This is a genomic window from Sphingomonas sp. PP-CC-3A-396 (genome assembly GCF_004343105.1).
In the GTDB taxonomy this organism is placed as follows: Bacteria; Pseudomonadota; Alphaproteobacteria; order Sphingomonadales; family Sphingomonadaceae; genus Sphingomonas.
Window position 1 is genome coordinate 208,723 of record NZ_SLYF01000007.1, and the last position, 20,663, is coordinate 229,385.

Sequence of the window (20,663 nt, forward strand, 5' to 3'; positions counted from 1 at the left end):
CGCTAACCGGCCGTGACGTTTGATCGATTGGTCAGCCCGATTTGCACTGATCCGTAACGACCGATAAACACGCCGGAAAGATTGCCGATCCGACTATAATCCTGGAGTTCAGAATGACTATAAAGCCACTGCGCAAGGCTGTATTTCCGGTGGCTGGACTTGGCACCCGCTTTTTGCCCGCCACGAAGGCGATGCCGAAGGAAATGCTGACCGTCGTCGACAAGCCGCTGATTCAATATGCGGTAGAGGAAGCGCTTGAGGCGGGGATCGAGCAGATCATCTTCGTGACCGGCCGCGGCAAGGGTGCGCTCGAAGATCATTTCGATATTTCGTACGAGCTTGAGGATACGATGCGCGCGCGCGGCAAGTCGCTCGATGCGATCAGCCATATCCGGATGAAGCCGGGTTCGCCGGTCTATGTCCGCCAGCAGGAGCCGCTTGGTCTCGGTCATGCGGTATGGTGTGCGCGCGATATCGTCGGTGACGAGCCATTTGCGGTGCTGCTCCCCGACGAACTCATGGTCGGCAAGCCCGGCTTCATGAAGCAGATGGTCGAGGCGTATAATAAGGTCGGCGGCAACGTCATCGGTGCGCTCGAAGTGCCTGATTCGGAAACCGACAAATACGGCATCATCTCGCCGGGCGCGATCGACGGCCGACTGACCGAAGTCACCGCGCTGGTCGAGAAGCCCAAGCAGGGCACCGCGCCGTCGAACCTGATGATTCCCGGCCGCTACATCCTCCAGCCGGAGGTGATGCGGATCCTGGAGACACAGGAAAAGGGTGCGGGTGGCGAGATCCAGCTGACCGATGCGATGGCGCAGCTGATCGGCAACCAGCCGTTCCACGGCTTCACCTTCGATGGCCAGCGCTACGATTGCGGCGACAAGGGCGGGTATATCCAGGCCAATCTGGCGATCGCGTTGTCGCGCGACGATATCGGTCCGGGTGTTCGTGCGTTTGCCGAGCGTTTGCTAGCGAACTGATCGAGCCGATACGCCTAGCGCGGGTCGAGTATCGTGCGATCCTCCCCCCCTGGCGGGGGAGGATCCTCGAACCCGCACCGTAACGTATCACTTCAGCGCGATGGTCGTTTCCGAAGGCGTCGCCGCCACCATCGTGGTCTTCGGCATGTCGAGCCCCGCGGCGCTCCACTGCGCCGACGTCTTGCACGTCCTGTTCTGAAGGTGGCTGCCGGTAACGGCCGGATCGGTCACGCAATATTTCTGCATCTTCGCATCGTATTTCAGCTTCGTCGTCGGCTGCGACCCGGCCGCGAGGCTCGGCGCGGCGGTGACGAGAACGGCGGCGGCGATGAAGCTGTTCAGGATGAACGATGGCATGATAGCGTCCTTCGGATCGTTGGTGTCGCAACCTGATCGGGTTACAGGACGACCAATGCACCGAGTGTGCCAGTTTGCTAATACGGTGCTACACGAGGTGCAACCCGTTGAACCTTAGAGGGATTTTAAGTTTGCCTTGTCGCGCTACGGAAATGAGCGTTTCGAACGCCACACCATGATCTGGCGCGACGTACGGGACATTGGCGCTTTTAGCGCTCCAGCAACCGCGGCATCAGCTCGACGAAGTTGCAGGGCCGGTGGCGGCTGTCGAGCTGGTCGCGCAGGATCCCGTCCCAGCCGTCCTTCACCGCCCCGGTCGAGCCGGGCAGCGCGAAGATGTACGTGCCGTGCGACACGCACGCGCAAGCCCGCGACTGGACGGTCGACGTGCCGATCGTCTGGTAGCTGAGCATGCGGAAGAGTTCGCCGAAGCCGGGAATCATCTTCTCGGCGACCTGCTCCACGGCCTCGGGGGTCACGTCACGCCCCGTCACGCCGGTGCCGCCAGTGGTGATGACGCAGTCGATTTCGGGATCGCCGATCCAGGCGTGCAGCCGCGAGACGATCGTCTCGACATCGTCCTTCTCGATCCGGCGGTCGGCGAGCACGTGTCCTGCCTCGGTCAAACGCGCGACCAGCGTATCGCCCGAGCGGTCCTCGGCTAGCCCGCGCGTGTCCGACACGGTCAGCACGGCAATCCGGGCCGGCAGGAAAATCCGGCTTTCATCGATCGGCATGAAACTCAGTCCGCGCGCGTGACAGTGGTGGACTGCGGTCCGACGCTGGCATTCACCGCGACGGTGGCATTCAAGGGCGCCGTGGTGGCACGATATTGCGTGTACGGCTTGGTCGCCATCCGCACCGCGGTCGCACCCGGCAGGCCGGGGAAGCGCGGCCACATGCCCTGCGCCAGCGCATTACGGCTGACCGAAGCCTTCTTGCCGCCCTGCGCTTCGTACATCCAGTAGTTGCGCAGCACGGTGGTGACGTAACCGCGCGTCTCCCAGTACGGGATGCTCTCGATATACATCAGCGGATCGCCGTTATCATGGACGATCGCGTTCCAGTCGCCGACCGGGCGCGGCCCCGCGTTATACGCCGCGATCACCTTGGGCAGCAGGCCCCCGGTCACGCCCGCCATATCGCGCAGCCGCTCCAGATGGCGCTGGCCGATGTCCATGTTGGTCGATGGCTTGGTCAGCGCCTTCATGTCGATCGAGGTGCCACGCTCGCGCGCGAAATCTGTCGCGGCGGCGGGCATGATCTGCATCAGGCCATACGCGCCGGCCGGGCTCTTCACGGTGTTGCGGAACCGCGATTCCTCAAGCGTGTGCGCGTAGACCAGCGCCTTGTCGATGTGCCAGCCACTGTCCGGCGTCCAGTTCGGCGTCGGATAGCGCGCCTCGGCAGTCGACGTGACCCCTTGCGGACAATTATGCGCAAGGAAGACGGTCGTCGCCGGCAGGCTCAGCGCTTCCGCCACGCGGACCAGATTGCCGAACTCGCGCGGGTCGCCGATCTTCGCCTGCTGACGGATCACGGTATCGGCCAGATCGGTCTCGCCGACCTCGACCAGCGCCGCGGCGACGCGGACGTTCGGACGCTTGCCGACGACCTTCCAGTCGCTGGCGACGAGACCCCCGACCGACGTGCCCTTGTCCTTCATCGCAAGCTGCTGGCGCGCGAGCTGGCCATAGAAGCTCTCGCTGAACTGCGCCGCCGCCTTGAGGCGACCTTCGATCTTGTCGGGACGCGAGCACACCATGTCGGCACGCGACGCCCAATACAAAGCCGCCGCACGCAGATCGACGTCGCCCGCACGCGCTGCGACGCCCTCGAACCCGCTCTCGGCATTCGCACAATCATTCTGCCGCCACGCCGACAGCGCGTTGACCCAGCGGCCCTGGACCGCCCAGTCGCCGACGCCGTCCTGCGCCTTGGTCGCCATGACCCGCGCGTTCACGTCGTCGCCCTGTAGGAAATAGATCCACGCGATCTTCTGCTGCCACTCGGTCAGCGCCTCCGGGGTAAGACCGGGCGTGCTCTCCAACAGCGACTGCGCTTCGCGGCCCATATCGGCCTTAACGTATGGCTGCATTTTCAGCGCGAGATCGGCGGCGATCATGTCGCCCTTCAGGCTCTTCGCACGGACGCGACGTGGCGCCCCGTCCTGCCAGATCAGCCGCTGTGCCACCGGCAACGGTGGCAGGCCGACCGCACCGCGCATCGACGCCAGCCGCGCAATCTGCTCGGCCTCGGGCAGCTCGGGCGCTTCGTTGAGCAGCGCCACCAAAGGCTCCATCTCGACCTTGGGCGAGCCCTTCGCCGTATACATCTCAGCGCGCGCGATCGCGTGCAGCGGGCCGGGCTTCATGGTGTCGAGCTGGATCTGCGCGTCGGTCCACTTGCCGTCGCGGATCGCCGCGAACACCGTCTTGTACGCCTCGCGTTGGCCCGCATCGAGCTGGTCGGGGATCTGCTCCAGCGTCGGCGCGCCGACCAGCTGCGTCGTCCCGAGCCGGGCATCGCCGCTAGGCTCGCCGGCTACGGTCGCTGCCAGAGCTGGGAAGGGAAGGGCGCTCAGCCCGAGAACGATAGCTAGAGTCCGAATCATCTCACACCCTCTTGCGTCTGTCCGCGCATCAGCATCTGCAAATCCTTCCAGGCCTCGGCCTTGGCCGCCGGCTTCTCGATCAGGAACCGCGGATGAAAGCTCGCGACTACGCTCGTTTCTCCGGTCTTATGGTTAAACCCGTGTAAACGCCCGCGCGCCGCCTGTAATTCCGTCCCGAGGATCGCACGGCTCGCCGCATTGCCCAACAGAAGCAACTGCTTGGGGGCGACCAGGCCGATGTGATGCTTGGCGATTTCCGCGAGCCGCTCCTCGACCTCGCTCTGGATCCGCCCCGCGGTCGGCCGCTTCGCGCAGACCGCCGCAAGGTGTACTTCGTCACGCGTCAGGCCGATCGCCGCAAGCATCTTGTCGAGCAACCGCCCCGAAGCGCCACTCAGCAACGCACCCGCATCTCCGTCGTCGCGGTCCGGGCAATCGACAAGCACCATGACCGTAGCGTCAGCCGGGCCCACGGCCGAAAGCGAAACCCCGCTCCAGTCCGCTTCGGGAACCTCCGCACCACTTCGCCAGTTGAGGAAGTCGGCCAGCAAATGCGGCATCGCAGACGGTGCCACGGCCGGTGCGGCAGGCGCCACGGCGGGCACGACAAGCGGTTCAGGCGCTGCAAACCAGTCGCGCGGCGCGTCGTCGACGAGCGTGTCGACGCCAGCCTCGTGCCACCAGTCGAGCGCACTCGCCGCAGCATTTCGCCAGTCGATGGTTTGGTCCGCCCCCACGCGGTAACCTATGCTGCACGGTTGACGTGGCGGTCAACTCGCGCAATCGCCATATTGGATAAGACGGTGCCGGCCCGAGCCCGAACGAAGGGCAGGGGCGGATAGACTGGGCAAGAGGGGAGATCCCCCGGGAGACGATGATGACGACACGTGAATCGATGCCCTATGATGTGGTGATCGTCGGTGCAGGTCCGGCGGGGCTTTCGGCAGCGATCCGTCTCAAACAATTGGCGGCCGAGAAGGACGCCGAGATCAGCGTCTGCGTGCTCGAAAAGGGCTCCGAAGTCGGCGCGCATATCCTGTCCGGCGCGGTCATCGATCCCAAGAGCCTCGACGAGCTGCTGCCGACCTGGCGCGAGGACGGCTGTCCGCTCGCCGAGGTCCCGGTCACCGAGAACCATCACTGGATCCTCAGCAAGACGAAGAAGAGCGAGATGCCGCACTTCGTCACGCCGTCGTTCCTGCACAACAAGGGCACGTACACCGGCTCGCTCGGCAACCTCTGCCGCTGGCTCGCGGGCAAGGCGGAGGAACTCGGCGTCGAGATCTTCCCAGGCTTCGCCGCCGCCGAAATCCTGTTCAACGACGACGGCTCGGTGAAGGGCGTCGCGACCGGCGACATGGGCGTCGCGCGCGACGGCACGCACAAGGGCGACTACACGCCCGGTCTCGAACTCCACGCGAAGTACACCTTCTTCTCGGAAGGCTGTCGTGGTCACCTGACCAAGCAACTGATCGCCAGGTTCGCGCTCGACAAGGACAGCGATCCGCAGGTCTACGGCCTCGGCATCAAGGAGCTGTGGGACATCGATCCCGCGCTCCACTCGCCCGGCCGCGTCATCCACACGCAGGGCTGGCCGCTGTCCGAAACCGACGGCTCGAACGGCGGCGGCTGGATCTATCACCAGGCCAACGGCCAGGTCTCGATCGGCTTCGTCACGTGGCTCAACTACACCAACCCGCATCTCTCGCCGTTCCACGAGATGCAGCGCTGGAAGACGCACCCGGAGATCGCCGCGCTCCTCAAGGGCGCCAAGCGCGTCAGCTACGGCGCACGCGCGATCAGCGACGGCGGGCTGCAGTCGATCCCCAAGCTCGTGATGCCCGGCGCCGCGCTGATCGGCGACAGCGCCGGCTTCCTCAACGTGCCACGGATCAAGGGCACGCATACCGCGATGAAGTCCGGCATGATGGCCGCCGAAGCCGCGGTCGAGGCGATCGTCTCGCAGCGCGGCCATGACGAACTCGCCGCCTATCCCGAGGCGTTCGAGAAGTCGTGGGTCAAGAAGGAGCTGTCGGTCGTCCGCAACGTCGCGCCGCTGGTCAAGAAGTTCGGCGATCTGATCGGTTCGGGCCTCGCCGGCATCACGATGTGGCTCGAGCATCTGGGCATCAAGGTGCCCTTCACGATGCACCACCATCCCGACCACGAGAGCCTGTGGCGCAAGGACCTCGTCAAGCCGATCGTCTATCCGAAGGCTGATGGCGTGCTGACGTTCGATCGTCTCTCGTCGGTGTTCATCTCGAACACCAACCACGAGGAGGACCAGCCGGTCCACCTGACGCTCAAGGATCCGGCGGTACCGATTACGTACAACCTGCCGATGTACGACGAGCCCGCGCAACGCTATTGCCCGGCCGGCGTTTACGAGGTGGTCGGCGAGGAAACCGGCGACCCGAAGTTTGTCATCAACGCGCAGAACTGCGTCCACTGCAAGACCTGCGACATCAAGGACCCCACCCAGAACATCAACTGGGTCGTACCCGAGGGCGGCGGAGGCCCCAATTATCCCAATATGTAAGCCAGTATTCTTCGCACTCGGTTTCGTCCTGGCGGCTCCCGCCACGGCCGGGACGGGTGATCTCTCCGCCTATCTGAAAGCCCGCGCCGCCGACGCCGCGGGCAGGCCGGACCTCGCCGCCGCCAGCTATGCTAAGGTGCTGGCGGCATCGCCTGCCGATCCCATCGTCGCGATCCGCGCCTACCGCGAGGCGCTGGAGGCGGGCGACATGCCGCTCGCGACGCGCGCCGCCGCGGTGCTGGGCAAGGCTGGCGTGGCGCCCGCCGATGCCGCGCTGCTCCCGCTCGCCGATGCCGCGCGGCAGGACGACACGAAGGCTGCAAGCGCCGCCATCGCCACGCTCGCCACCGGCCCGCTCGTGGTGCTCGCGCCCTCGCTCTACGCCTGGGTCGCGCACGCCGAGGGTCGCGACCCCGAACCGTCGCTTGCCACCGCCGCGAAGGACCCCGTCGCCAACCGCTTCGCCACCGAGACGCGCGTGCTGATCGCCGCGGCGCCGGCCAAGCAACCGCTCGCGATCGGCGTCTCGCGGCTGCTCGCCCGCCTCGCCAGCGACCTCGCCGCGGGCGAACCCTCTCCGCTGTCGATCGCGCTGACGCAGGCCGCGCTGCGCGCCGACCCCCGCTATGACGGCGCGCGCATCCTCCTCGCCGACGCGCTCGCCCGCAACAAGGTCGTCGACCGGGCGCTCGCGGTCCTCGACGAGATCGATCCGAAGGGCCCGTCCGCCGCGGCCGCCGCCGCCGAGCGCATCGACATCCTGTCGAACGCCGATCGCGATGGCGAGGCGCTTGCCGCCGCCAAGAACCGCGTCGACCAGAAGGGCGCGGAGCCCGCCGACTGGCAACGCTATGCGGACTTGCTGCTGACCACCGGCAACCCCGCCGAAGCCGCGACCTGGTATCAGCGCATCATCGCCGCCGACGGGGACAAGGGCGGCACATGGGGCGCGTGGCTGCAATATGGCGGTGCGCTCGACCAGGCCGGCCGCTGGCCCGAAGCGCGCGACGCTTTGGAAAAAGCCGTCGCTCGAGGCCCTGCGCAACCGCTCGCGCTCAACTATCTGGGCTTCGCGCAAGTCGAGCACGGCGACGACATCCCCGCCTCGATAAAGCTTTTGGAACGCGCCAGCCACCTCGACCCCACCAACGCCTCGATCACCGACTCGCTAGGCTGGGCCTACCACCTCTCGGGAAACACCGCGCGTGCGCTCCCGCTGCTCGAAACCGCCGCGCAAGCCGAACCCACCAACGCCGAAAATTCCGATCACCTGGGCGACGCATACTGGAGCACAGGCCGAAACTACGAAGCCCGCTACGCCTGGCGCGCCGCGCTCCTCACCGCCGAACCCGCCGATACCGCACGCATAACCGCAAAGATCGCCAACGGCCTCCCCCCAAAAACCCGGCGCTAAGTCCCTCTGCCACCGGGGAGAGGGAAGGACCCCACACTACCCAAAAACCGTCGCCCCAGCGAAAGCTGGGGTATCCCAAGAGGCACGCGCCGCCTGCCAAACCACGATATCCCGGCCTCCGCTGGGATGACGGATGTTTTGTGGCTAAGCCGATGCACAACGCCGAACGCCGGCCAAGTCCGCGCAAAACCTCGAGACCCCGCAATGCCCGCCATAACCGAATCCGCGCCCGCCAAGATCAACCTGGCCCTCCACGTCCGCCGCCGCCGCGCCGACGGCTATCACGACCTCGAAACCCTCTTCGCCTTCGCCACCGACGGCGACCTAATCACGGTAGAAGCCGCCCAAACCAATAGCTTCACCATAACTGGCCCCTTCGCCGTCGCACTCCTCCCAACCCCCAACACCCCCCCGGCGAAGGCCGGGGCCCAATTGGGAACGGACAATGAAGACGCGCACGGCTTGCCCAACGCCACTCAAGGCAGCGCCCCTTGGAACGGCAATCTCGTAACCGCTGCCGCAGACGCCTTCACCACCGCATTCGCTCCGAACACCCACCACGCCATAACTCTCGAAAAGCACCTCCCGATCGCCTCGGGCATAGGCGGAGGATCAGCCGACGCCGCGGCCACCCTCCGAGCGCTGGCCCGACTCCACGGCGTCCCGTCAACCGACCCCCGCCTTCACGACATCGCCGCAAAGCTCGGCGCAGACGTCCCCGCCTGCCTCGCCAACCGCACCACGCTCGGCACCGGCAAGGGCGACACGCTTACCGAGATCGAAGGTCTCGTCGGCACGCCACTGCTCCTCGTGAACCCCGGCGTCGCCGTCTCCACCGCCGCTGTCTTCAAAACCTGGGACGGCAAGGACCGAGGCCCGATCTCCAAAGGTGACCTCCTCGCTCGCGCCCTCGAAGGCCGCAACGACCTCGAGCCCCCCGCGCTAGCGCTCGCCCCCGAAATCGCGGAAGTGCGCACCCTTCTCGACGCAGCGCACGGCGTCCTCCTGTCCAGAATGTCCGGCTCTGGCGCCACCTGCTTCGCTCTGTTCGAAACCCTCGAGGCCAGAGACGCCGCCGCCACCGCCGCAAAAGCCCGCGGTTGGTGGACCCTCGCAACGACGCTCGCCTGATCAAATGCGAGCCCGAATAAGCCCACCCTCGTAAGAAAGACTGACCGAATTTCGATCAAAGATCGCCGCCCCCACCCCGTCATTCCCGCGGAGGCGGGAACCCATACTGGTTGGCGTCGCAATAGGATCGCTGGCCTTCAGGCTATGGATCCACGCCTGCGCGAGGATGATGACCGATCATATATTAAGGCGGCCGATTTCGTGGCGCCGTGCCCAGCGCATCCGTGACCACGACCAAGCCCTAAATCTTTCCGCACAAACCACCGTTCCCCACTTGTTCCACAAGAACAAAGAGAATACATGGCGATTGACGCGTTGAATGGCACGCGCGCTTGCTTTAGCGATGGGAGCTTATCAATGGCCGCTAATCTGAAAGTGATCGACACCGGCATGGCAACCGCAACCAACGACCGCCAGAAGGCGCTCGACGCCGCGCTCGCGCAGATCGACCGCGCCTTCGGCAAGGGCTCGGCGATGCGCCTGGGCTCGAAGGAAACCATGCAGGTCGAGGTCATCTCGACCGGATCGCTCGGGCTCGACATCGCACTCGGCGTCGGCGGCCTGCCGCGCGGCCGCGTGATCGAGATCTACGGGCCGGAAAGCTCGGGCAAGACCACGCTCGCGCTCCACGTCATCGCCGAAGCGCAGAAGGGCGGTGGTACCGCGGCGTTCGTCGATGCCGAGCACGCGCTCGACCCGGTCTATGCCAAGAAGCTCGGCGTCAACATCGACGAACTGATCGTGTCGCAGCCCGACACTGGCGAGCAGGCGCTCGAGATCGTCGACACGTTGGTTCGCTCGAACGCGATCGACGTGCTGGTGGTCGACTCGGTCGCGGCGCTCGTGCCGCGTGCCGAAATCGAGGGAGAGATGGGCGACAGCCATGTCGGCCTCCAGGCCCGTCTCATGTCGCAGTCGCTGCGCAAGCTCACCGGCTCGATCAGCCGCTCGCGCTGCATGGTGATCTTCATCAACCAGCTCCGCATGAAGATCGGCGTCATGTACGGCAACCCGGAGACGACGACCGGCGGCAACGCGCTGAAGTTCTACGCCTCGGTCCGCCTCGACATCCGTCGCATCGGCGCGATCAAGGCCGGCGAAGAGGTCACCGGCAACCAGACGCGCGTCAAGGTCGTCAAGAACAAGGTCGCCCCGCCGTTCAAGCAGGTCGAGTTCGACATCATGTACGGGCAGGGTGTTTCAAAGCTCGGCGAGATTCTCGATCTTGGCGTGAAGGCGGGCTTGGTTGAGAAGTCCGGCGCCTGGTTCAGCTACGACAGCGTCCGCCTCGGCCAGGGCCGTGAGAACTCGAAGACCTTCCTCAAGGACAACCCTGAAACCGCCGACCGCCTCGAAAAGCAGATCCGCGCGCGCACCGACAAGGTCGCCGAGGAAATGATGGCCGGCCCCGAAGAAGGCGACGATGCCTAAAGCTACTTTCCCTCTCCCTCAGGGGAGAGGGAGGGACCCATTGCCTTCGCAATGGGGGGCACGCGCACGGTTCATGGCTCATGGCTCATTGCGCCAAAGATGCTCACGGCGGGTGGTTCAAAGACATGGTGAACTGACACGGCGCCAATCCACCTCCCAATACCACCCCGGCGAAGGCCGGGGCCCAATTGGTATGACCCCGCAAATAGAGTCCTGTGCCGAGCCAAGCCTTGTCGGATGATCAACTCTGTGTTTGGCAACACGCCCATGTACGCTTGATATCTTGCACCCTCTTGTTCTCCCGCGAAGGCGGGAGCCCAGACTGGATACCGGCCTTCGCCGGGAAATTGGGAAACGAAGAGCAGCGTGCTAGGCTTGGGAAACCCTCGAAATCTCGCAACACCAAACCCACGCCAGCGTCTACACTTCCTATACTTTACTCCAAACCACCGCCCCGAACCGCAACCAAAAAGCACCCCAGCCCATGACCACCGCCCAAGACTGGACCGGCAGAATAGGCGACGTCTGGGCCGCGGAATGGCGCCGAACCGACCGCAGCTTCACCAACCTGACCCCGCATTTGAACGCCGCGATCCTGTCCGCCGCCACCCCCCAAACCCGCAAGATCATCGACATAGGCTGCGGCGCCGGGGCAACCTCACTCGCCACCGCACAAGCACTCCCGAACGCGCAAATAACCGGCATAGATCTCTCACCAAACCTGATCGAAATCGCCAAACACCGTGCCGAAACCCAAACCAACGCCAGTTTCGAGTGCGCGGACATCGCCGCAGCCGCCCCGAACCACGCCCCAATCGACCTCTACGTCTCCCGCCACGGCGTCATGTTCTTCGCAGACCCCGTCACCGCCTTCACCACTTTGGCTGAAGCCGCCGCTTCAGACGCAACGCTAGTCTTCGCCTGTTTCGCCGACCGCGCCGCCAATCGCTGGGCCACCGAAACCATTACCGCGACCGGCGGCAATGTAGACGCGCCAGCAACCACCGCACCCGGCCCCTTCGCCTTCGCCGACCCGACCTACGTCGCGAATATCCTGCAAAAATCAGGCTGGCATGCCGCTTCACCCGAGCGAGTCGAATTCGCCTACCGGGCTGGGAAGGGCACCGACCCCGTAACCGACGCCGTCGATTATCTTCGTCGCATCGGCCCCGCGGCATCCGCCATCCGCGACGCCGCCCCAGAGGAACGCGAGTGCCACATCGCGCGTCTCACTCGGGTCTGCGAACAGTACCTAAATGGCGACACGGTGGAATTTCCCGCCGCCGCCTGGATCTGGACCGCGCGCAAATCGTCCGAATAAAAAACAGGGGGCCCAGCATGATCATCGTCCACCACCTCGAAAACTCGCGATCGCAGCGGATCCTCTGGATGCTCGAGGAACTCGGTCTCCCCTACGAGATCAAGCGCTACGAGCGGAACAAGGCAACGATGCTCGCCCCGCCCGAACTCAAGCAGGTGCACCCGCTCGGTAAGTCGCCAGTGATCGAAGATGATGGCCAGGTGGTCGCTGAAACGGGCGCGATCGTCGAATATCTTGTCGACAAGGCCGATGGCAGGCTCGGCGCCCCCGCCAACCGCACCGACGCGCTCCGCTACCGCTTCTGGCTCCATTATGCCGAAGGTTCGATGATGCCGCCGCTGCTGCTGAAGCTCGTCCTCGCGCGCATCCCGATCATGGGCAAGGTCGCGGTCAAGAAGATCCAGCCGATGATCGACGTTCACCTCGACTACGCCGAAGCCGAACTGTCGCAGCGCCCCTGGTTTGCCGGCGGCGAGATGACCGCCGCCGACATCATGATGAGCTTCCCCCTCGAAGCCGCCCGCAGCCGCGGTGGCCTTGACGAGTCCCGCCCCGCTACGATCGCGTGGCTGGCGAAGGTACACGCGCGGCCAGCGTATCAGGCAGGACTCGAGAAAGGCGGCCCCTACGCCTACGCCTAAGTAGCGCAAGTCGGGAACCAGATCGGGGCTAAGAAGACGACCTCTCCCCAAACACCACCCCGGCGAAAGCCGGGGCCCAGTTGGAAATGTTGTAGTAACGGGGCGCGGCGGTCACCATCGGCGTCCCCAACTGGACTCCGGCCTTCGCCGGGGGGTACTTCTTCAGTGGACCGCCAGCGTAAAGGCGCATCCTTGAGACGTCATCGGCTCAACATCGCCAATCATCTCAAACCTGTCCCGGCCCGATCTTCTCGTAGCTGTCCAAGTCGACCTTCGGCCCATGCCCACTCGGCGCATGCGGAAAGTCCCGATCCGCTGGCTCGCGCTCGTCGAGCCCGCCCTCCCACTTCGCCACCACGGTCGCCGCCACCGCATTGCCGATCACGTTGGTCGCCGAGCGCCCCATGTCGAGGAAATGATCCACCGCCAAGATCAGCAGGATCCCCGCCTCAGGGATCTTGAACATCGACAGCGTCCCCGCAATCACCACCAGCGATGCGCGCGGCACGCCCGCGATCCCCTTCGACGTCACCATCAGCACCAGCAGCATCGCGATCTGCTGCCCGATCGGCATGTGGATGCCGTAGGCCTGCGCGATGAACAGCGACGCGAACGTCATGTACATCATCGACCCGTCGAGATTGAACGAATAGCCCAGCGGCAGCACGAAGCTCGCGATCCGCGGCGGCACGCCGAACCGGTCGAGCGCTTCTAGCGTCCGTGGATACGCCGCCTCCGACGACGCCGCCGAGAACGCCAGGATCAACGGATCGCGGATATACCGTACCAGCAACCGCGTCCGCGGCCCGATCAGCAGGAACGCGATCCCGATCAGCATCGCCCACAGCAACGCGAGGCCGATATAGAAGGTCAGCATGAAATAGCCGAGCTGGCCGAGAATGGTCGGCCCCCGCTCGGCAAGCGTCGCGGTCACCGCCGCGAACACCGCGAACGGCGCGAACCGCATGACGTAATTGGTGATCTGGAGCATCACCGCGACCAGCGCCTCGATCGCCTTGACCAGCGGCGCGGCCTTCTCGCCGACCGCGGTGATCGCGACGCCGACGAACACCGAGAACACGACGATCTGCAAAATCTCGTTGCCCGCCATCGCCGCGATCATCGAATCGGGCACGATATGCGAGATGAACTTGGCCAGATCGAACGCCGCGGCATCGACCCCGCTCGACGCGGTCGCCGGCGGGATCGCGAGTTCCAGCCCGACGCCCGGCTGCAACACGTTGACCAGGATCATCCCCAAGGTGAGCGACAACAGGCTCGCGCAGATGAACCACCCCAGGCTGCGCAATCCGACCCGCCCGAGCGCGCCGGTATCGCCCATATGCGCGATCCCAACGACCAGCGTCGAGAACACCAAAGGTGCGATGATCATCTTGATCAGCCGCAGGAACAGCGACGTCACGATCGAGAAATACCCGGCGATGTCCTTCAACCGCGCGGCGGACTCGGGCGTGCCGTTGTCGATCAACGCGTTCAGGATCCAGCCGACGACCATCCCCGCGACGAGGCCGAACAAGATGTAATAGGTTAGCCGCTTGGCCATTAATCGCTCCCGAGAAGTGCTAACAGGGAAGGGGATTGCGGCGCCCGGGTCAAGGACCCTATCGTCCGGCGATGCCGACCGCACCCCACAAGCCCGCCTTCAGCCCCTCGCGTCGCGACCTGCTGAGCCTCGCCATCGCGGCGCCGTTGCTGTCGACCAGCGCGATCCTCCGCGCCGCCGAGCCCGATTTGTCGGCGCTGTCCGACATCACCGGCGCGACCAGGCCGATCGATGCCGCCGAACGCGCCGCGCGGCTGGTCCGCGCGCAATCGCTGATGAAGGCGGCGGGCATCGGCGCGGTCCTGATCGAGCCGGGATCGTCGATGATCTACTTCACCGGCGTCCGTTGGCACACCAGCGAGCGGCTGACGCTGGCGATCCTCCCGGTCGAGGGCGAACCGTGCATCGTCACGCCGTTCTTCGAGAAACCCTCGGTGCGCGAGACGCTCGCCGTCCCCGCCGAGGTCCGGGTGTGGCAGGAGGACGAGAACCCGCTCGCCGTCGTCGCGGGGTTCCTGCGCGACCGGAAGCTTGCCACGCGGCCGATCGGGCTGGAGGCGGAGGTGCGCTACTTCGCCTATGCCGGTCTCGCGCGCGTCCTGCCCGACGCCAAGATCGTATCCGCCGACCCGGTCGTCCGCGCCTGCCGGATGATCAAGACTCCCGCCGAGATCGCGCTGATGCAGGCGGCGACCGAGGTCACGCTGGCCGCGTATCGCTGGACCTACGCGCGGGTAGAGAAGGGCATGACCGGCCCCGAGATCGGCGCGCTGATGAACGCCGCGACCCGCAAGCTTGGCGGCGCCCCCGAGTTCGCGCTCGCACTGATCGGCGAGGCGTCCGCTTATCCGCATGGCAGCCGCGAGATCCACCGCGTCGCCGATGGCCAAGTCGTGCTGATGGATTGCGGCTGCACCGTCCAGGGCTATCAATCCGATATCTCGCGCACCTGGGTGCACGGCACCGCAACCGCCGACCAGCGCAAGACCTGGGACCAAGTCGCCCGCGGGCAACAGATCGAGTTCGCCGCTGCGAAGATCGGCGCGCCTGCGGGCAGCGTCGACGACGCGGTCCGCCGCTATTACGAGACACTCGGCTATGGTCCCGGCTATAAACTCCCCGGCCTGTCGCATCGCACCGGTCACGGCATCGGCATGGACGGCCACGAACCCGTCAACCTCGTCCGCGGCGAGACGACCAAGCTCGCCGCGGGGATGTGCTTCTCCGACGAGCCGGGGATCTACATTCCCGGCCGATACGGCGTGCGGATCGAGGACTGCTTCCACATGACCGAAGCCGGCCCGACATGGTTCAGCGTGCCGCCCAAGTCGATCGACACACCGCTCTGAGGAAGGGGACGACATGAAACCGCACGCCGCCATCGCGATGATCCTGCTGCTCGGCGCCAGCGCACCGCCAGGTCCCAGGGCGACATCGACGCGTCCGCCGACACGTGTCGGCACCTGTGCCTTCACGACGGTTGGCGTCGTGACGCAACGACTCGAAGACAACGGTCGTCCAGTCCCCGACTCCGGATCGAGCATCACCCTGAAGAACGGCGTCTACGGCGTCTCCTATGATCAGGTCGCGGCGGTCCAGCATTCGCGCGTGGACGACCGGGTCATGACCTGTCTCGCCAAGCTGCCGACGCACTGCCCGCCGGGCGACCAGCGCGGCAAGTGGTACACGACGACCAACCTGCGCACAGACGAGTCGTGGACGCTGCCGGATGCGGAGCACATGTGCGGCGGTGCGTGATTGGCGCGAACGGGATTGGCGAGCCGCAGAAGTCGGTTGAGGTACCGTTAGGGTAGGCGCCATTCCGCACTCGCCACCACCCCGGCGGAGGCCGGGGCCCAGTTGGAAAGGTGGCAATAATCGAGCGCGGTCCTTCGTCACCCACGTTCCCCAACTGGGCCCCGGCCTTCGCCGGGGTGGTGGGCTTTTACCGAACCACAGCCTCCGCTACTTTGTTCTCCGAAGGCGGGAGCCCAGTCTGGGTCCCCGCCTTCGCGGGGAAACAAGCGTGCTTCGGCTCAATCGGATACACCGAGCCTCCTCACACACCTCACTTGAGCGAACCGCCCCGCTCGCCTAAGTCCCCGCGCATGACATCGACGAACGACATCCGCCGCGGCTTCCTCGACTATTTCGGATCGCAGGGGCACCAGATCGTGCCCAGCGCGCCGCTCGTGCCGCAGAACGACCCGACGCTGATGTTCGTCAACGCGGGCATGGTGCCGTTCAAGAACGTCTTCACCGGCCTCGAATCACGCCCCTACACCACGGCCACCTCGTCGCAGAAATGCGTCCGCGCCGGCGGCAAGCACAATGATCTCGACAATGTCGGCTACACCGCGCGCCATCACACCTTCTTCGAAATGCTCGGCAATTTCTCGTTCGGCGATTATTTCAAGGAACAGGCGATCGTCCACGCCTGGACGCTGCTCACGCGCGAATGGGGCCTGTCGCCCGACAAGTTGACCGCCACCGTCTACCACACCGACGACGAGGCGTTCGATCTCTGGAAGAAGATCGCCGGCCTCCCCGATCACCGCATCATCCGCATCCCGACCAAGGACAATTTCTGGTCGATGGGCGACAACGGGCCGTGCGGGCCGTGCTCGGAGATCTTCTACGACCACGGCGACCACATCTTCGGCGGCCCTCCCGGCAGCCCCGACGAGGATGGCGATCGCTTCGTCGAGATCTGGAACCTCGTGTTCATGCAATACGAGCAGGAGAATGCCGAGATCGTCGGCAACCTGCCGAAGCCGTCGATCGACACCGGCATGGGGCTCGAGCGCATCGCCGCCGTCATGCAGGGCGTTACCGACAATTACGACACCGACACGTTCAAGGCGCTGATCGCGGCGTCGGGCGCGCTGACGCACACCGCGACCGACGGCGCCAACACCGCCAGCCACCGCGTGATCGCCGACCACCTGCGCACCGCGGGCTTCCTGATCGCGGACGGCGTGCTGCCCGCGAGCGAGGGCCGCGGCTATGTCCTGCGCCGGATCATGCGCCGCGCGATGCGCCACGCGCACATCCTCGGCGCCAAGCAGCCGCTGATGCACCGTCTGGTCCCCGCGCTCGTCACCGAGATGGGCGCCGCCTATCCCGAACTGTCGCGCGCTCGTCCGCTGATCGAGGCGACGTTGCAGCAGGAGGAAACCCGCTTCCGCCAGACGCTCGACAAGGGACTGAAGCTGCTCGACGAAGCGACCACCGGGATGACCGACGGCACGCTGGCCGGCGACGTCGCGTTCAAGCTCTACGACACCTACGGCTTCCCGTACGACCTGACCGAGGACGCACTGCGCGAACGCAACATCGCGGTCGACCGCGAAGGCTTCGACACCGCGATGGCTGAGCAGAAGCGCGCCGCCCGCGCCGCCTGGAAGGGCTCGGGCGCGAAGGCCTCGGACGACATCTGGTTCGACATCGTCGAGCAGACTGGCGGGACGGAATTCCTCGGCTACGCATCGGATACCGGCGAGGGCGAGGTCGTCGCACTGGTTAAGGACGGCGCGCGCGTCGACCACGCCACCACCGGCGATACGGTCGCGATCGTCGTCAACCAGACGCCCTTCTACGCCGAGAGCGGTGGGCAGGTCGGCGATGCGGGGGACATCTCCAACGACGCCGGCCTGCACGCGAACGTCACCGAGACGTCGAAGCAACTCGGCCGCGTGTTCGTCCACCACGCGATCGTCGACGCCGGCGAGATCAAGGTCGGTGACCCGGTCAAGCTCCAGATCGACGTCGCCCGCCGCGCCCAGATCCGAGCCAACCACTCCGCGACGCACCTCCTGCACGAGGCCTTGCGCGAACGCCTCGGCACGCACGTCGCGCAAAAGGGGAGCCTCGTCGCCCCCGATCGCCTGCGGTTCGACTTCTCGCAGCCGGTCGCGATGACCCCCGCCGACATCGCGCAGGTCGAGGCCGACGTGAACGCGCAGGTCCGCGGCAACGGCGCGGTGACGACGCTGCTGATGACCCCCGACGACGCGATCGCGATGGGCGCGATGGCGCTGTTCGGCGAGAAATACGGCGACGAAGTCCGCGTCGTGTCGATGGGCTCGACCGAGGACGGCACCTACTCGATCGAGCTGTGCGGCGGCACGCACGTCACCGCGCTCGGCGACATCGGCCTGTTCAAGGTCGTCGGCGAAGGCGCGGTCTCCAGCGGCATCCGCCGTGTCGAAGCGCTCACCGGCGAAGCGGCGCGCGCGTATCTGATCAGCCGCGACGACCGCCTGCGCGAAGCCGCCGCAGTCCTGAAGTCCACCCCCGACGAGGTTCCGGCACGTGTTGCGTCGCTCCTCGAAGACCGCCGCCGCCTCGAACGCGAACTCGCCGACACGAAGAAGGCGCTTGCGCTCGGCGGCGGCGGCTCGGGCGAAGCGGCTGGGCCGGAACAAGTCGGCGGCGTCGCGTTCATTGGCCAGGTGCTCAACGACTTCGAAGCCAAGGGCCTGCGCGGCGCGGTCGACGAAGCCAAGCAGCGTCTCGGCTCCGGCATCGCGATGCTGGTCGCGATCAACGACGGCCGCGCCTCGGTCGCGGTTGGCGTGACCGCGGACCTGGTGGCGAGCCACAACGCCGTCGACCTGCTCAAGATCGCGGTGGCCACGCTAGGCGGGCAGGGCGGTGGCGGCCGTCCCGACATGGCGCAGGGCGGTGGTCCTGATGGCGACAAGGCTGCGGAAGCGGTGGCGGCGGTGCGGGCTAAACTGGAGACGGCAGGCGCCTGAAGCTGGCCGCGGTCGTGCGCTATCCCCAATTGGCGTTCCCCCGCGGACGCGGGGGTCCAGCTAAGTACCATTATTTGCCTTGGCTCCTGGACCCCCGCCTTCGCGGGGGAACAGGCTGCGCTGATGAAGTCACCCGCTACCACTACCTCCACCCCGGCCTTCGCCGGGGTGGTGTTTCTCATTGGGTGGCATCGGTGCTGAAGCTCAGCCGCCACGCACCTTCGCCAGCGTCGTCCCCGGAGTAATCGCCTCGATATCCGTCACTAGGTGCAACAACCGCACCCCACTCCGCGACATCGCCCGGTCCAACGCCTCCGCAAAATCCTCGGTCCGAGAAACAGTCTCAGCCCAACACCCATAAGCCCGCCCCAGCGCGGCAAAGTCAGGATTGCGCAACCCGGTCCCCGAAACCCGCCCCGGATACTCCCGCTCCTGGTGCATGCGGATCGTCCCGTACCCGCTATTATCGACGACCAGCACCAGCATGTCCGCCCCGTGCGCAACCGCCGTCGCCAGTTCCTGCCCGTTCATCAGGAAGCACCCGTCCCCCGCCAGCGCCACGACCGTCCGCTCCGGATGCCGCAACGAAGCCGCAACCGCCGCCGGCACGCCGTACCCCATCGCCCCAGCGGTCGGCGCAAGCTGCGTCCCCGGCCCGGCATACGCCCAGTACCGATGCCACCACCCCGAGTAATTCCCTGCCCCGTTGCAGAGGATCGCATCCGCCGGCAGCCGCTCGCGCATCGCCGCGACGCACGGCCCCAGGTCCATCGCCAGATCGCGCGGCGCCGGCGTAGACCATTCCAGCCACTCCGCATGCGCCTCCGACCCAGCAGTCCGCGGCGGCAAATCCACCACCAGCAACGCCTCCGCAAACTCCGCCATCCCCGCACAGACGGCGACATCCGCACGGTACGCCCGGTGCAGCTCATCCGGATCGGGATGCACATGGATCAGCCGCTGCTCCGGATGATCGGGCGTTATTAGCGCATAGCCATCGGTCGTCGCCTCCCCAAGACGCGGCCCAACGACCAGCAGCAGATCCGCCGCCTTCACCCGCTCGACCAGCTTCGGATTGGGCCCATACCCCAAATTCCCGGCCCAAACCGGGCAGTCGTTTGGAATCGCATCCTGCCGCCGAAATGCCGCCGCCACCGGAATGCCGTTACGATCCGCCCAGGTCGAGAACGCCCCCGACGCCGCGACATCCCAGCCAGCCCCGCCAACGATCGCCACCGGCCGCTCGGCAGTCGTCAGCAAATCCGCAAGCAAATCCATCGTGTCGGCGTCACAGCCTTGCGCCACCCGCTCGACCCGAGGCCGATCGACCGCCTCGACCATATCCAGCAGCATGTCCTCAGGCAGCGCCAGCACCACCGGCCCCGGCCGCCCCGACATCGCCGTCGCATAGGCGCGCGCGACATATTCCGGGATCCGCCGCGCATCGTCGATCCGCGCCGCCCATTTCGCGATCGGTGAAAACATCGCCTGGAAGTCGATCTCCTGGAACGCCTCGCGGTCGCGCGTGCCGCGGTCGATATCGCCCACGAAAAGTATCATCGGCTGCGAATCCTGCATCGCAACGTGAACCCCGATCGACGCATTGGTCGCGCCCGGCCCGCGCGTCACGAACGCCACGCCCGGCCGGTGCGTCAGCGTCCCGTCCGCGCACGCCATGAATCCGACGCCGCCCTCCTGCCGGCACACGACCAGATCGATCGCCGGCGTATCGTGCAGCGCGTCGAGCACGGCGAGGAAGCTCTCCCCCGGCACGGTGAAGATCCGGTCGCAGCCCTGTGCGACGAGTTGGTCGACCAGGATACGGCCGCCGGTGCGTGGTGTGATCATGGGCGCATCCTGCCGTCCGTTGCGCGCGAAGTCGAGACGCGGTTACGCTGGCATCGA

General features: G+C 66.0%; 16 protein-coding genes. 10 read left to right on the forward strand and 6 right to left on the reverse strand.

Annotated features, from left to right (window positions below):
• The first annotated feature begins 113 nt into the window (after positions 1–113).
• Positions 114–986, forward strand: a complete 873-nt coding sequence (gene galU, locus C8J40_RS15025) for a UTP--glucose-1-phosphate uridylyltransferase GalU (protein WP_132897701.1) — start codon at positions 114–116, stop codon at positions 984–986.
• Positions 987–1,073: 87 nt separating this feature from the next.
• Here galU and C8J40_RS15030 read toward each other — a convergent pair whose 3' ends face one another.
• The 4 genes from C8J40_RS15030 to C8J40_RS15045 all read right to left on the reverse strand — a co-directional run bounded on the left by C8J40_RS15030 (position 1,074) and on the right by C8J40_RS15045 (position 4,694).
• Positions 1,074–1,343, reverse strand: a complete 270-nt coding sequence (locus C8J40_RS15030) for a hypothetical protein (protein ID WP_132897702.1) — start codon at positions 1,341–1,343, stop codon at positions 1,074–1,076.
• 209 nt (positions 1,344–1,552) lie between these two features.
• Positions 1,553–2,080, reverse strand: a complete 528-nt coding sequence (gene moaB / locus C8J40_RS15035) for a molybdenum cofactor biosynthesis protein B (protein WP_132897703.1) — start codon at positions 2,078–2,080, stop codon at positions 1,553–1,555.
• A gap of 5 nt (positions 2,081–2,085) precedes the next feature.
• Positions 2,086–3,957 carry a lytic transglycosylase domain-containing protein gene (locus C8J40_RS15040; RefSeq protein ID WP_132897704.1) on the reverse strand — a complete coding sequence of 624 codons (1,872 nt, stop codon included), beginning with the start codon at positions 3,955–3,957 and terminating at the stop codon, positions 2,086–2,088.
• Positions 3,954–4,694 carry a uracil-DNA glycosylase gene (locus tag C8J40_RS15045; protein WP_132739057.1) on the reverse strand — a complete coding sequence of 247 codons (741 nt, stop codon included), beginning with the start codon at positions 4,692–4,694 and terminating at the stop codon, positions 3,954–3,956. The genes C8J40_RS15040 and C8J40_RS15045 overlap by 4 nt, the downstream gene beginning before the upstream one ends.
• Positions 4,695–4,834: 140 nt before the next feature.
• Between C8J40_RS15045 and C8J40_RS15050 the strand changes: the two genes are divergently transcribed.
• From C8J40_RS15050 to C8J40_RS15075, 6 genes are all read left to right on the forward strand, one after another.
• Entirely contained in the window at positions 4,835–6,496 is a 1,662-nt protein-coding gene (locus C8J40_RS15050) for an electron transfer flavoprotein-ubiquinone oxidoreductase (protein ID WP_132897705.1), read from the forward strand.
• Between the two features lie 136 nt (positions 6,497–6,632).
• Positions 6,633–7,910, forward strand: a complete 1,278-nt coding sequence (locus tag C8J40_RS15055) for a tetratricopeptide repeat protein (protein ID WP_243693410.1) — start codon at positions 6,633–6,635, stop codon at positions 7,908–7,910.
• 204 nt (positions 7,911–8,114) lie between these two features.
• Positions 8,115–9,041, forward strand: a complete 927-nt coding sequence (locus tag C8J40_RS15060; RefSeq protein WP_132897706.1) for a 4-(cytidine 5'-diphospho)-2-C-methyl-D-erythritol kinase — start codon at positions 8,115–8,117, stop codon at positions 9,039–9,041.
• Positions 9,042–9,398: 357 nt separating this feature from the next.
• On the forward strand, positions 9,399–10,472 hold the full coding sequence (gene recA / locus C8J40_RS15065; RefSeq protein ID WP_056047175.1) for a recombinase RecA: 1,074 nt from the start codon (positions 9,399–9,401) through the stop codon (positions 10,470–10,472).
• A gap of 580 nt (positions 10,473–11,052) precedes the next feature.
• Positions 11,053–11,793: a class I SAM-dependent methyltransferase gene (locus C8J40_RS15070; protein ID WP_243693411.1), complete on the forward strand. Its 741-nt coding sequence runs from the start codon at positions 11,053–11,055 to the stop codon at positions 11,791–11,793.
• A 17-nt stretch (positions 11,794–11,810) separates the two neighbouring features.
• Entirely contained in the window at positions 11,811–12,434 is a 624-nt protein-coding gene (locus C8J40_RS15075; RefSeq protein WP_132897708.1) for a glutathione S-transferase, read from the forward strand.
• A gap of 226 nt (positions 12,435–12,660) precedes the next feature.
• On the opposite strand, the gene C8J40_RS15080 is transcribed toward C8J40_RS15075, so the two are convergent.
• Positions 12,661–13,998, reverse strand: coding sequence for a dicarboxylate/amino acid:cation symporter (locus C8J40_RS15080; protein ID WP_132897709.1), 1,338 nt, complete (start codon positions 13,996–13,998; stop codon positions 12,661–12,663).
• A gap of 71 nt (positions 13,999–14,069) precedes the next feature.
• Between C8J40_RS15080 and C8J40_RS15085 the strand changes: the two genes are divergently transcribed.
• From C8J40_RS15085 to alaS, 3 genes are all read left to right on the forward strand, one after another.
• Positions 14,070–15,347, forward strand: coding sequence for a Xaa-Pro peptidase family protein (locus C8J40_RS15085; protein WP_132897710.1), 1,278 nt, complete (start codon positions 14,070–14,072; stop codon positions 15,345–15,347).
• 13 nt (positions 15,348–15,360) lie between these two features.
• A complete protein-coding gene (locus C8J40_RS15090; RefSeq protein WP_132897711.1) occupies positions 15,361–15,756 on the forward strand; it encodes a hypothetical protein in 396 nt (131 codons plus the stop codon).
• Positions 15,757–16,106: 350 nt separating this feature from the next.
• On the forward strand, positions 16,107–18,758 hold the full coding sequence (gene alaS / locus C8J40_RS15095; protein WP_132897712.1) for an alanine--tRNA ligase: 2,652 nt from the start codon (positions 16,107–16,109) through the stop codon (positions 18,756–18,758).
• A 204-nt stretch (positions 18,759–18,962) separates the two neighbouring features.
• Here alaS and C8J40_RS15100 read toward each other — a convergent pair whose 3' ends face one another.
• Positions 18,963–20,606: a thiamine pyrophosphate-binding protein gene (locus tag C8J40_RS15100; protein ID WP_132897713.1), complete on the reverse strand. Its 1,644-nt coding sequence runs from the start codon at positions 20,604–20,606 to the stop codon at positions 18,963–18,965.
• Between the last annotated feature and the right edge of the window lie 57 nt (positions 20,607–20,663).